13 protein-coding genes are annotated in these 13,307 nt (G+C 35.1%); 4 read left to right on the top strand and 9 right to left on the bottom strand.

Features of this window, described 5'->3' with window-relative positions; translation table 11 throughout:
• Positions 1 to 154 precede the first annotated feature (154 nt).
• The 3 genes from Q5W13_RS05110 to Q5W13_RS05100 form a co-directional block, all read right to left on the bottom strand.
• Complete coding sequence (locus tag Q5W13_RS05110) at positions 155 to 376, bottom strand: hypothetical protein (protein ID WP_304445576.1); 222 nt, start codon at positions 374 to 376, stop codon at positions 155 to 157.
• Between the two features lie 63 nt (positions 377 to 439).
• Complete coding sequence (locus Q5W13_RS05105) at positions 440 to 1,222, bottom strand: arylamine N-acetyltransferase family protein (protein WP_304445575.1); 783 nt, start codon at positions 1,220 to 1,222, stop codon at positions 440 to 442.
• 56 nt (positions 1,223 to 1,278) lie between these two features.
• The gene (locus Q5W13_RS05100) at positions 1,279 to 3,123 is read right to left on the bottom strand and encodes a PLP-dependent aminotransferase family protein (RefSeq protein ID WP_304445574.1); all 1,845 of its coding nucleotides are present in this window, start codon (positions 3,121 to 3,123) and stop codon (positions 1,279 to 1,281) included.
• Between the two features lie 246 nt (positions 3,124 to 3,369).
• Between Q5W13_RS05100 and Q5W13_RS05095 the strand changes: the two genes are divergently transcribed.
• The 4 genes from Q5W13_RS05095 to Q5W13_RS05080 all read left to right on the top strand — a co-directional run bounded on the left by Q5W13_RS05095 (position 3,370) and on the right by Q5W13_RS05080 (position 5,496).
• Positions 3,370 to 3,951: a Crp/Fnr family transcriptional regulator gene (locus Q5W13_RS05095; protein ID WP_304445573.1), complete on the top strand. Its 582-nt coding sequence runs from the start codon at positions 3,370 to 3,372 to the stop codon at positions 3,949 to 3,951.
• Between the two features lie 81 nt (positions 3,952 to 4,032).
• Positions 4,033 to 4,383 carry a YciI family protein gene (locus tag Q5W13_RS05090; RefSeq protein ID WP_304445572.1) on the top strand — a complete coding sequence of 117 codons (351 nt, stop codon included), beginning with the start codon at positions 4,033 to 4,035 and terminating at the stop codon, positions 4,381 to 4,383.
• Positions 4,384 to 4,396: 13 nt separating this feature from the next.
• Positions 4,397 to 4,840, top strand: a complete 444-nt coding sequence (locus tag Q5W13_RS05085) for a DUF1569 domain-containing protein (protein WP_304445571.1) — start codon at positions 4,397 to 4,399, stop codon at positions 4,838 to 4,840.
• 95 nt (positions 4,841 to 4,935) lie between these two features.
• Complete coding sequence (locus tag Q5W13_RS05080; RefSeq protein ID WP_304445570.1) at positions 4,936 to 5,496, top strand: DUF8737 domain-containing protein; 561 nt, start codon at positions 4,936 to 4,938, stop codon at positions 5,494 to 5,496.
• 120 nt (positions 5,497 to 5,616) lie between these two features.
• Here the strand turns inward: Q5W13_RS05080 and Q5W13_RS05075 are convergent, their stop codons facing one another.
• From Q5W13_RS05075 to Q5W13_RS05050, 6 genes are all read right to left on the bottom strand, one after another.
• Positions 5,617 to 6,738, bottom strand: coding sequence for a methyltransferase (locus Q5W13_RS05075; protein ID WP_304445569.1), 1,122 nt, complete (start codon positions 6,736 to 6,738; stop codon positions 5,617 to 5,619).
• Between the two features lie 359 nt (positions 6,739 to 7,097).
• Entirely contained in the window at positions 7,098 to 7,820 is a 723-nt protein-coding gene (locus Q5W13_RS05070; protein ID WP_304445568.1) for a Dph6-related ATP pyrophosphatase, read from the bottom strand.
• A gap of 72 nt (positions 7,821 to 7,892) precedes the next feature.
• Positions 7,893 to 9,107 carry a DUF4932 domain-containing protein gene (locus Q5W13_RS05065; protein WP_304445567.1) on the bottom strand — a complete coding sequence of 405 codons (1,215 nt, stop codon included), beginning with the start codon at positions 9,105 to 9,107 and terminating at the stop codon, positions 7,893 to 7,895.
• A 180-nt stretch (positions 9,108 to 9,287) separates the two neighbouring features.
• Entirely contained in the window at positions 9,288 to 10,238 is a 951-nt protein-coding gene (locus Q5W13_RS05060; RefSeq protein WP_304445566.1) for an FG-GAP repeat domain-containing protein, read from the bottom strand.
• The gene (locus tag Q5W13_RS05055) at positions 10,214 to 12,580 is read right to left on the bottom strand and encodes a VCBS repeat-containing protein (protein WP_304445565.1); all 2,367 of its coding nucleotides are present in this window, start codon (positions 12,578 to 12,580) and stop codon (positions 10,214 to 10,216) included. Before Q5W13_RS05055 ends, Q5W13_RS05060 begins: the two co-directional genes overlap by 25 nt.
• Positions 12,570 to 13,256, bottom strand: a complete 687-nt coding sequence (locus tag Q5W13_RS05050; protein ID WP_304445564.1) for an FG-GAP repeat domain-containing protein — start codon at positions 13,254 to 13,256, stop codon at positions 12,570 to 12,572. Before Q5W13_RS05050 ends, Q5W13_RS05055 begins: the two co-directional genes overlap by 11 nt.
• Between the last annotated feature and the right edge of the window lie 51 nt (positions 13,257 to 13,307).

Below are 13,307 nucleotides of genomic sequence, written 5' to 3'. Positions count from 1 at the left end.
TTGCAAAAGTAATCAAGAAAAATCTGAAAGTGAGGGCATTTGCATCAATAAACGCGAAAGTGTTGTTTTAATCCGGATGATTTTATTACTTATGACGATTTTGTAAGATGGTTTTTATTTCAAAAACATATAAGTGTTGGCAGGCTACTATATATCATTCTATAATTTCGTAATCAACACTTAATTTACGTAATGCTCTTAGGGCAGAACCAGAATTTTTATCCTCAACCTCAATGTCTACAGCATCTCCTTCTAAAAGGATATCGGTAAGTTCATGAGCTAAAGAGCTACCTACATTAGAAATCTCTGTAATACATTGGGCTATTGCTCTTTTATCTGGTCTTTGAGCATCGCAAGACAATAAGTTTAATTTCATAATGACGGTTTATTATTGCAAGATACTAGAGTTGAGATAGGTTTGGAATGGTTTTAGACTTTATTAGTAACTATCTTTTCTAATTTCTATGTCAAAGTAGTGCTTCAATTTTGTTTCAAACTCACTTTCCTTAAATCTTATCTCTTCTTCTATTCCTGCTTTAGTGATTTTTAACTGTGAATTATTGAGCGTTATTCTTCCTTCATTTGTTGTAATGGATATTAATTTTTTCTTTCTGAAATGCGATTTATCGCTTGTCTGGTGGAATTCACATCTCTGAACAAATTCAGAAAGTTCGCGTGGGTCAGTTTTAAAAATATATTGCGGAAGTAAATCACTGCTTTTTATTTCATTTATCCGGTAATAGTCCATTTCAAAGATGTCGAATTGAAACTGGCCAAGAGTATCGGTAATCTTTTGGTTTGGTATTAATTCTAGCGGTTCTAAAGTAAACTTTCCAAAACCGACATCTACCAAATAATCTTGGTTTTCCAAATTAACGATAATTGCCATATGATCATACTCAGGACTATATTCTTCATTTTGTAAATGAACGCGAGCTGAAATCAGTTTTGCGTTAAAACCAATTTCTTTTAGAAGTTGATGAAATAGCCCGTTTAGCTCGTAACAGAATCCGCCACGTTTTTCAATGATTATTTTCTTGTAAATATCAACTATCGAAAGATTTATTTCTCTTCCATAGTGGATATCCAAATTTTCAAACGGAATATTTAGAAGGTGCTTTTTCTGAAGTTCATAAAGAACACGTTTGTTGACTTCCGGAGAGTCAGTAAAGTTTATTCGGTTTAAATACGGCCTTATATCCATGGTGCTAATGTATTTCATAGCTACATAACCAGCTGTTTCTTAGTTTTTGGGTAGGAGTATTTCTTCTACCAAAATCAAATACTTTCAACAAATTTTAAAAACACTTTTTTGTGATGGTCCAGGTCTAAACTTGGTGAAAGTGATACCCGTACGATGTAATCTTTATCGCCCTCTTTAGTCGTTCCTTGAGTAGAAGTAGCAGGTATAGTCCAATAACAACCTTTCAACTGCCCGTAGCTTACACAGAACTTGCTCTCGTTAGGAATTTCGGTAATCATTAAGTTGATTAACTTCAGGTTTAGCGCTCTCTTATACACTTCTTTTTCCTCAGGGGTATTGCCTTTAGTGGGCAGGTCTAATGAAAAAACAGATGGCGTGAACCCTTCTGATGCCAGTTCTTCTGAAACAAAATTGATTTTTGCTTCTGGTAGGGTCTCGTGGATATAGTTTGCAAATTCGCGAGTGTTTTTATAAGCATCATAAATTCTTTCATTCATAGAAGGTAATTGCTTTGCCAATATTTCAACTTGATAATCTGTAGCTTCATTATCGCAAAGTCTTAAATGCATGTCTATTTTGTCCATCAAAGCTTCCGTTTTTGTATTTCCTACGCAATAGCCAGCAGTACATTGGCCGCCGCTAGGGAATTTAGAGCCACTAACATATGAAATGGTTCTAATGGTAGATAGGATGGCATTCTCGCCTAGAAAGTGAACATTAGGACAAAATGTTTGGTCTAAAATAAAAACGGGATCAATTGCAATCTCACCACTGTCCGTTTTTCGCTCTTGACTCAAAACAGCTTTTAAGTTAATGAGGTTTGGAACTTCTACTCTAGGGTTTGTTGGGATTTCTGCAATGATGTAGGGAACGGCATCTTCGTGAGCTATGTTATTTAAAATGGTGTCAATACTCTGTACCATATCATTATCACCATCCACAAGTAAATCCACGATTTCTACATTGTCAATACAAGCAGCTACACGTCTTGCTTGGTCATTGGTGCCACCATAACAATTAGGCGGAACTATGATTTTTATAGCCTTTCCTTTATGGTTGTCTAAAGCATCATGAATTAGACCCATCATAATGGCATACTGCATAGAAAGTCCGCTAGAAGCAAGCAAAGCCTTTGTATTGGAACCAGTAACGGTTGCAATTGAATTTAAGACTAGCGTTTTGTTAGTCTCCGTGCTGGTTATCTTAGTATTGGTAGAAGATTGCCCGATGATTGACTTTAAGGCAACTATAGAATTTGCCGGTGTCATGGCAATAGTTTCCCTTCTTCTTACATGCTGAATATCTGAAATATAACTCTCATTTTCCTTACCATTTATAATTAGGATACTGCCTAGTTTAGAATTAAGGTTGACGTAAAAATCAATATTTAGATTATGGTCAATTGAACCAATTTCTTCTTGTTGCGAAATGAAGATGGTACTGCCATCAAACTTTGTAATAGTTGAAGCTTTTTCAATTTTTTTCAATTCAAACTTATAGCCATACACCCGCTTTACAACTTCGGCATTAAAAAATGTTGGCAAGTCATCTGTATAGATGATTTGGGTGTTGTTACCTTCTAACAAGTTTTTTCTTAAAATGGCTAAAACGGGAATCGTCTTTGATGAAAAGCTAATTACATTATCTGCTTTCAGATTATTTAAGTGAGCAATTACCCACTCTAGAATACAAGATAAAGGGTGGCCCAATCTAATATAGTCGTAAGCGGTGGGTAACTCATTTAGGGCGGATTGAGTGGAATTGGCTTTATTAAATAAGGCTTCAAACTGATGTAAAAATTGAGTTTTAGCTAAACTTTCATTATAAATATCTAGCCTGTGGGTTGTTAGATTCAACCATCCAGCAGGCATATTTTCCAGTACTTCTTTAATATAATTTAGCAGTTTACTATCTCCCATAACTTTCATCCTTAAATAGAGTGGTAATATACATTAATAAGTTTTTTTTAAGTGCTATAAAGGGTTTAATTGTATTGCATTTATGATACTTTAAAGATAGCACGTTAGGTTAATTTGAAATGGCTTAGGGCAGAAGTGAAGTGGTTGGTTATAATAGATTAGCAAAATATAAATTTGGATTCCAATATAGTTTTGTAAAAATGTATTTTGCATGGTTAAAGAAACCACCCAATAGAAATGCAAGAAATGAATGAACAACATTTTTTAAATAACATTTTCAAAGCTCAAGATTTCTCCGCTGAAGAAAGGGATCTAATTTTTCCTAAATTCAAACAAGTTTCCTTTACCAAAAACGATTTTCTTTTGCAAGAGGGTACTACGGAAAATCAATATTGGTTTGTAGAAAGCGGGTTTGTACGTTCTTATGTTGTGGATACAGAAGGCAATGATATTTCAACTAATTTCTATTCTACGGGAGATATTGTTATTGACTGGACATCTTTTTTTCTGAGAAACCCCACAAGGGAAAATATTCAGGCTTTAACGGATTGTGTTTGTTGGCAATTAGATTTTGATACGTTTCAAACTCTTTTTCATAACATCCGAAGTTTTAGGGAGCAAGGCCGTACAACCCTTGTGAGTAGTTACTTTTCACTAAAACAGCAAAGTGTATCCATGATTGCTGATCAGGCTAAGGACAGGTATTTAAGGCTGATGAAAGAAAAGCCACACGTAATACAAAATGTTTCTTTAAAGCACATTGCTTCCTTTCTTGGTATTACGGACACTTCTCTAAGTAGGCTCAGGAAAGAAATTTCTGAGGAATAGGTTTTCTTGCCATAGGACAAGTTTTATATTCTCCGTTGTTCGCAACTTTACAACATAGATAATTAGTGAAAATGTAAACGAATGGAAAATCAAAAAGAATTTGTGTTTCTCTTCCGTAGGGAACCGAGTAAGAAACAGCCTACTGCAACACAAATTGCTAGAATGCAGAAAGAATGGGGTGCATTTATAGGTATTATTGCTTCGCAGGCTAAATTAGTAAGTACTTCCAGAATAGGTTTTGAAGGGAATCTAATACATAAAAATGGGCATATTGAAAACAATATTAATGTTTCTAATAACGAAACCTTAAGCGGTAATATGGTCGTGAAATCCTCTTCATTAAAGGATGCTACGGAAATGGCTAAAAATTGTCCTATTCTAACACTAGGTGGGTCTGTTGAGGTCAGGAATGTTATTCCCATGGAATCTTAAAACACGTACTTATATGAAAACGATATTTAACCAAAATACAGTTGAAGAGTTGGTTTTAAGAATCAATACATTAGAAGCTAATGACACTGCGCAATGGGGTAAAATGAATGCCTATCAAATGGTGAAACACTGCTGCTTGGGTGAAGAGATGTTTCTAGGGAAGAAAACTTACAAACGTTTATTTATTGGCCGGTTGTTTGGTTCAACGGCCTTAAAGGGAATTTTAAAGGATGAAAAGCCCATAAAGAAAAACCAACCCACCCATCCTGAAATGAAAATTACAGGAACCGGAAATTTTGAAAATGAACAAAGGAAATGGATTGATCTGTTATGGGAATATTCAACATTTTCAAACACCAACTTTGTACATCCGTTTTTTGGAAAAATGAGTAAAGAGCAGATTGGACAATTTGTTTATAAGCACACAGACCATCACTTAAATCAATTTAGGAAATAATTTTAAAAATGCTTAGTTTAATTTTTATACTCATTACCATTTTATCGCTAGTTCTCTTCTATTTGGGAACTGGCCAAAATAGGAAAGTCCTCATTTTGAGTGTTATATTACTTTTGGTAACTGGAGTGCTGGCGTATTCTGGATTTTTTGAAAATACAGAAACCAAGCCTCCAAGATTTTTACTGGTAATTTTTTTGGGTATAGTCGTGGCTACATATTTTTATAAAATAGTCCAGAAAGATGGCTTGAATTCCAACAAGTTATTGGCTGTACATATTTTAAGAATACCAGTGGAGGTAGTATTGTATCAACTCTTTTTAAGAAAGCTGATTCCGAAATTGATGACCTTTACCGGTTATAATTTTGATATTTTATTTGGGATTTCAGCATTAATAATTCTCTTATACCTTCTAATAACAAGAAACAAATTGCCAAAACTGTTTGTGATACTATGGAATAGTGTTGGAATACTTTTCTTGACTATTATTGTTGTGATTGCAATTCTATCATCTCCATTACCAATACAGCAATTCGCATTCAATCAGCCTAACATAGCCCTATTCAAATTCCCTTATATCTATTTACCATATTATATTGTTCCCATTGTTTATTTGTCCCATATACTTTCTATTAGAAATGAGATAAGTCAAAAATAAAAGCTGTTCATGGAACGGTTGCAGTTTGCTGCTCTAAGAAGGATAAGATTTATCAAAATCTAATACCATCTTAAAACGCCTTTAAAGCTAACATGCTAAATGAAAAAAAGCTATTTGGGACTAGTTTGTCAATACCCAAAGCTCTACTTCTTCGGTAGGGCGAGAATCTTTATCCTCCTTTGTTTTGTCTGAAGTGCCCTTCACATCTTTTGTCCAAGACTTTTCTAATTTAAACCTGCCACCAGACTCCAATTCCTTCTTAATAGGGTGTTGTTTTGTTGACTTTGTTAACTGGGCTATATTAGAAAATATAATTACAAGCTTTCCGTCTGGTAACAAGCGCTCTTTTGCTGCGGCAAAGAAATCAGGAAATAGGTTTTTATCGTAATAAACAGCCTCGTCATTTTTATCCGAACTATCTATTTTTGGCAACCAAGGCGAATTAAAAACAATTAATTCTGTCTGTTTATCCCATTTCCCAAAAAGAGAACCATAATCCAGCTCAATTTTTCTGGAAAGCTTCGTGTCTCCCAATTGTTCTTTTACGCCTATTATGGCATTAGGATTTGTATCCGTGGCAAAAACCTTTTGAAAGCCATGCTTAACCATCTGGAAGGATAATACGCCAGTACCAACGCCTACATCAATAGCAGATTTTTTAGGTCCTTCATAACGTTTTAACCAATTATCAAAAAGAATCAGTTTTTCAAAACGGGTAGAGAAATATGTGCCGTAATAAGGGTGTATTTTGTTCCGTAACACAGGAGTGCTAATTCCGTTTTTGTACCATTGCCAAGCACTGTTTAGGCCTTGAACTTGCGGAAAGGACAATATGAAATCGTTGTCTTTTGGATATAATTTTTCTAACCAACCAATAGAAGGCGCTTTTTTTACTTCCAGTTTATGGTCTACGATTTCTATTAAAACTAGATTTGAAAGTTTGTGAAAAGCAGAACGGAATTGGTGTTGTTCTTTAAGGGTTTTATTAGGTAACTTTTTCTTTAGATGTAATTGCAACTCTTTAAGAAGCAGTAAGCCATCACTATAAAAAGCAGTTATTAAAATAGGCTTGCCACCTTCTAAAATTTTAATAGTACGCTTAAGGTCTAAAGAGCCGTCAAAGACTATTATGGGTTTTCCTGTTTCAGATACAAAAGGTTCTGGCTTGTTTACAAGAATTGGCTCAGACTTGTCATCTTCTTTTTTTGAAGTTTTATTTACTGTAGATTTTGAAAGCGCCATTTTTTTGAATTGAAACGAATTGCAAAGTAATGAGCTGAGCAAAGCGTAAGGATTAAAACCACTACATGAGTTACTTGCTAGCAATCAGGCATTAAATTGGTTGCTAGCGTTTTATTAATCAAAATAAGGACATAAAATAGCCTTATCAATTCGCTAGTGCGAAGGGGTGTTGAAAAATAATACGAGGACAAAGATACCTCTTTATGAACCAGCACCAAGATGATAATAAATGAAAATAGATTGACTTAAACGGGAAAACCTAATTCTTTTTATTTGGAGGAATTATTGAGATTATTGATACTATTTCTTTTCCTTGGGCTTTAAGAAATAAGAAATCCATGTAGATGTTTATTTATCATTTATTCATCAACCGGTATTAAGTCGCAAAACCAAAAACCCATTGCATCCGGTTCTTTTGCTTTAGTATCTTTTACTGGATTCTTATATTCCCGGTAAACTTTTTCACCTATGGTAAATTTCACAGGATTATTGAAAATTGGACCGTCATAACAAAAGGTGTGAAATTCTCCGTATTCACCACATGGGTCAACATTCGCAGGCAAGTCTTTAATGAAATTTCTATCAATTTCTCTTCCAACAAATGAGGTGTCTAATAATTCAGATTTTATACAGATAACTATGGCTTTGAAACCTAAATCCAAAAACTCTTCTAAGAGCTCTTTAGTATCTCTTTTCCAAAGTGGAAAAAGACATTTAATATCATATTTTTTTAGTTGCTCTTCTCTATAAGCCCTAAGGTCTTCTAAGAAAATATCGCCAAAACCGCAATGAGAATATCCATCGGGCTTTAGTTTGGTAACAACTTGTTCCATTTGTGCGTTGTATTCTTCCATTGTAGGTTCCTCTGGAAGTTCCATTGTTGTCACGGGAAGTCCAATTTCTTGCACTTGTTTTAATAACAATTCCCTTCTAAGGCCGTGCATGGAAACCCGGTTATGGTGCGCATTTACAGAGGTGACGAATTGTTCTACTTGGTATCGGTCATCTTTCTGAAGGTGGTAATATGCTAATGCGGCATCCTTACCTGTGCTCCAGTTAAAGTATGTTTTTAGCTTTTTCATCGGGAGATAATTGTGTTGGAGGGGGTATAATCTTTAGTTTTCTTACCTCTGTAATCTTTTGCATTCTAGGGTTTATTTATGTGCTATAACCTTTATTAATTCGGGAATAAAATCTGCGTAAGTTGGGTATTTATCTCTGTTTTTTTCAAAATTATCTATCAATTCGCTTTCCATTTTTGATAGAAATACAAAACCCTTGTTTTTGTCTCTTATTTTTTGTGCATCTTTAGTACTGAAATAAATGGCTGCAATTCTAATTTCTAATAGCCTAACTACATGTTCTACCAAATAACCAGTTAAGTTTCCAATGCCTTCCTGTAGCATTGTTTCTTTCATTTCATTGGTAAGGGTAGACTCATGATTTTGAATATAATTAGATATTTTTTTGTTGTAAAACGAATAATTTACGAAAGGGTGACCAAATTCATGTACACATAAATTGCGTATAAACTCTTTATCGTTATAACCGTATTGTTTTATGGAGTCGGTAGAAAAATGAGTTAAGTCAATTTTGTCTGATGGACTTATAAATTGATATGCAATTGATTTTTTTTCAGTATTAATCGTTGGGCCAATACCTCGCCAACCACCTGTTATGAAAAGGGGTTCGGGAGATATAATATAGCGGTCATTTGATTGGTTTGTATACTCTTCCATTTTACCAACTAAATCAAACTTTTCTGCAATTTCAGAAATTTCTGAAATTGCACCTTCATAGTAATACAGGTGTTCTTGTATAAAAAGTTCAACATTCGCTTCAACATAAAAATTATGTAACGCAGTGTAAAGCAAATTCCATTTTGGGTCTAAGCCATTTGCAGAAGTATCATCTAATTCATATTCTTTGTTGATATTTGAGATGTTATACTTATCTCCGAATTCAGGAAATTCTTTTTGATGAAGTAAATAGATAACAATTCCATTGTCTCCTGATAGCTTGCTTATTAAATCTAGAACTTTGTGATTTTTAAATTCTGAAAAAGATGCCATTAGATCATTTCTTACTGGGTTAGGTCTTGTAGGCCATTTTCTTTTTTCTTCAATAAGATTATTAGCAATTCGGAAGGTTATTATATTTCTGTTTATGCCATATTCAATAGATTTAGAATTTTTTTCTGGCACTTTGTTTTCAAGATTTGTCGTCTTGTTATTTCTGCATCCAAAACATAAAAGTAAAGCAAACGAAAGAAGGATTATTTTTTTCATAGTCTCTTTATAAATTCGGAGATATTCTCCTATTAATTCTATGTCTTTAGCGTTTGGATACATTTTTGTAAATACTGCCAACAACCGTAATGTGGGTGTTAGATAAGATATTGCTTTTTAGGAATACAACTAAGTTAATTGATTTTTGGTCACGAAAAAGGCCGCTCCAAGAAACAAATATTTCTTGGGAACGATCAAACCAAAAGGGGACTTGTGAAACCAGTTTTAACTTTAGAACAACTCTAGTAAACTCTCAAAAATTTAGTTTTTTATAGCAAAAGCCTTCAGTACTCCTGAGTTTGAACTTACAAGTAGTATTGGTTCGCCTGAAGCTCCTTTTATAATTTGAATATCACGGGCATCATTATCCACAAAAAAACCGGTTGCGTTCCCCATTTGCGGGGTAAATGCTCCATTACCATCACCTATTAAAGAAAGCCCTATGCCGGCATCATGATTACCAACCGAGGCATCCCAACTGTAATCATTACCCGCAAGAAGAACATCTAAATTGCCATCTGCATTGATATCCATAACTTGAATTGCATGGATCGGTGCTAGTTGAGCTTCAATGGGAAGAGCTATAATCTTAAATTTTCCATTACCCAAGTTTTCTATATAGGCGCTTTCAAAAGTTTGACTCTTTACTACATGGGCGGCTTCTAGTTCTTCGGGAAGAAAGGCTTCTTCAAAAGTAACATCGGAATAAGACTCAAATGTTATGAACCTACCTTTCATTGCAGGTATCTGACCAATTAATGCATCCCGTGGGTGTGCAGGGTAGTTTTTCCCTTGAATGTAATAGCACATGACAGGGTCAAGGGTGCCATTGTTATCATAGTCACTGGTGTAGATACATAAAGGTTCTTCTATTGAAGCTTTGAATTTACTGTTAAGACCAAGGTTCCCTGCTATGTAATCTATATCGCCATCATTATCAAAATCGCCTTGAGCAAGGCTATTCCACCAACCAGAGGATTTATCTAAGCCTGCATTTTTTGTCTCATCTGTAAAAGTATCTCCGTTGTTTTTGAAAATTTTGATAGGCATGAATTCTCCTGTAACCATTAGGTCTAAGTTACCATCTTTGTCTACGTCTGTCCAAAGTGCAGCAGTAACCATTCCTGCTTCTTGCAGTGGGGTACAAACCGTATCGGTAACATCAGTAAACATACCCTTGTCATTTCTTAGAATAAAACTCTTTGTAGGCATTGGGTATTCTCCATAATAAGTCTTCCTCCAACAAATAAATCTAAATCACCGTCCGCATCATAATCCCCTGACGCTACTACGCCACCTGAAGTTGTCATTTTGGGTAAGGCGGTTAAGTTGCGTTTGAAATTTCCTAAACCATCGTTTGTATATAATCTGTCTTGGTAAGCTACGTGGTTTTTTGGAAACTCGGAACCTCCGCTAACAACGTATAAATCTAAATCTCCATCCCCATCCGCATCAAAAAACAAAGCATCTGTATCTTCACTTTCTATTCCTGAATTTAGGGGTTGTTTGGTGAAGTTTCCGTCTTTCGTTTGTGTAAAAAACAAACCGCTAAAGCCTTTTGCTCCTCCTATAAAAAAGTCTTCTAAACCATCCCCATTAATATCGCCTACGGCAAGTTTAGGTCCCAATTGGGAGTGCATATGTGGTAGGAGTGGTTGTGTATTGAAATCTATATAGTTGTTTTCCTCATGTTGAATGGAGATGCCTAATTCTTCAGCAACATCTGCAAATAATAATGTTTGCTCTGGGCTAATGCTGTCTGTTGCTATTTTAGCATTTTTATAATCTAAAACAAGTAATGTGTCACTCTTTACGTGGTGTAGTACCTGCTTTTTTCTATCGGGCCAAATGATTATAAGACTATCAATTAAGGTATGTTCTGGGAGTCCAAAATGTATGTTGTTATCTATACTTGATGCGTACCCTCTTGTCAGGAAATGCTCGTAGTATTGAAAATCATCATTTGTGTTTAAGCTTATTTTTGCGCCTATACCGCCCTTATTTTTATCACTTCCTTTCAGCTGCAATCTTAGGTAATGGCTTTTGCCTGTTTTATCTGTGTTGTTTCTTAGGATGCTTGCTTTTTCATTTATATTATTGATTACAAGGTCTAAATCGCCATCATTGTCTAAATCTGCATAAGCGGCTCCGTTAGAAAGACTAGGTTCAACAGCAGCCCATTCTTTTGAGGTATTGGTGAAGGTTAAATCTCCGTTATTCCTAAAAAAGTAATTGGGTACGGCAGCACTTGGTAATTCTTTGATTTCTTTTAATTTATTTTCTTTTTTTGCTTCGTCAGTACCAAAGAAATTAGATTTTTGCTGTTGGTAATTAATGTAATCCATATTGCCAACATCCCTTCTAAATCCATTTGAGATAAATATATCTTTGGTTCCATTGTTGTCATAATCTGCCAATAGGACACTCCAGCTCCAATCTGTATTGTAAACGCCCGCTAAATAAGATATTTCGCTAAAGGAGTTGTTACCATTATTAATTTGAAGTGTGTTACGTGTATATTGTTCATTATAGCCCTTGCTTTTGAGCATATTAAATTTGTTGTAACTCACGGACGGAATAAGGTTCTTTAATCTTTTGTTGTCCTCCGGAAGCATATCCAATACCATGATATCTGTTTTACCATCATTATTGATGTCAGAAATATCATTACCCATTCCTGCAAAGCTGGTATGTTTTAATTGCTCTGAAGATTTATCGGAAAAAGTACCATCTCCATTATTGATGTACATGACGTCATTCGTCAGGAAATCATTGGAGATATAGACATCTGGCCATCCGTCATTATTTACATCACTAATGCCAAGTCCTAGGCTATACCCTTCCACCCGAATACCTGACTCATAGGAAACATCTGTAAAGGTTCCGTCTCCATTATTTCTGTAGAGTTTGTCTGTGCTATCTGCTTCTCCATTCACCAATTTTGGGCGCACGGAGTTTACATTGGACATGGTGTAGTTTACTGGGTTTATAATTAAAAACATGTCTAAATCACCATCTAGGTCATAATCAAAAAAGGCAGATTGTGTGGCTTGCACAGTATCTGCAATACCATATGCTTCTGCCTGTTCCGTAAAGGTATTATCCTTGTTGTTTATGTATAATAAATTAGCCCGGTTTTCAGGAATGTCAGAACCGGAGACGTTCACATAAATATCTAACCAGCCGTCTTGGTTTATATCTATAACGTTTACCCCTGTGCACCAGCTAGAATTTTCTAGTCCGGCACTTTTGGTAATATCTTCAAAAACAAAATCGCCTTTATTGATGTAAAGTTTGTTGGATACGATGTTTCCGGAAAAGAAAATATCCGGTAATCCATCATTATTAAAATCTCCTATCCCTACACCTGCACCCGTGTATATATTCATGAAGTTGAACATATTGTAAGTGTCATCTTCTTCAATGTCGTTGGAAAAATCAACTTGACTATGAGAGGCGGTTACGGGAGTAAATAGCTGATTGGAATTTTCTTCACAAGAGAATTGTGTAATACCAGCTAGAAGCAAAAAAAATAATATAAACTTACTCCTCATGGCTCATTTTTATTTTTCTGATTTGTCCTAGGTAAGAGAAGACTTCTATAGCTTCCGTTTTTTCTGGGTCTATTTTTAAAGTTCTAGAGGTCTGGCTCAAGTAGGAACTTCCGTAATTGAATTCTTGCTTATATTGATTTCCATTTTTCAGATAGATAATAGCGTACGCTTCATTGGTAGCTATGGGGATTATCTTCTTATTGGAGGAATAAGTATATGCTTTTGTTGGCCCTAAGTTTTGACTTGCTAAAACGATTGGACTTCCATTGGCAGATTGTAACTGTACTACTGCTTTGGCATCACCATCAATCTTTAACCCACTCTCTGAGCTTTTGGTCGCTTTGAAATTTCCTTCTCCGTCACCCAGTAAACATAACCCTGAAAAGGCATCGTATGCTCCTGTTAAGGCTTCCATAGGATGCATATTACCTACTAAAAGTATATCTAGGTTATTATCATTATTGTAATCTTGCACTTCCATTCCAAAAACGGGTGCATATTGGGCCTCTATGGGTAGGGGTGAAGTTTTGAATTTTCCGTTTCCTAAATTTTCAACATACATACTGCTTAGCATTTTTGCCTTAAGTACATAAGCATCTTTTAATTCTTCTTCTAGAAAGGCTTCCTCAAAAGAGGTGTTGGCATAGGATTCAAAAGTTCTAAACCGAGCTTTCATTGCATTTATTTGACTGCTAAGTACATCTCTGGCGTGTATAATTTGCTCTTG

Origin of the sequence: Zobellia laminariae, assembly GCF_030553095.1 — a bacterium.
In the GTDB taxonomy this organism is placed as follows: Bacteria; Bacteroidota; Bacteroidia; order Flavobacteriales; family Flavobacteriaceae; genus Zobellia; species Zobellia laminariae.
This window is presented reverse-complemented; position numbering and strand designations above follow the sequence as displayed.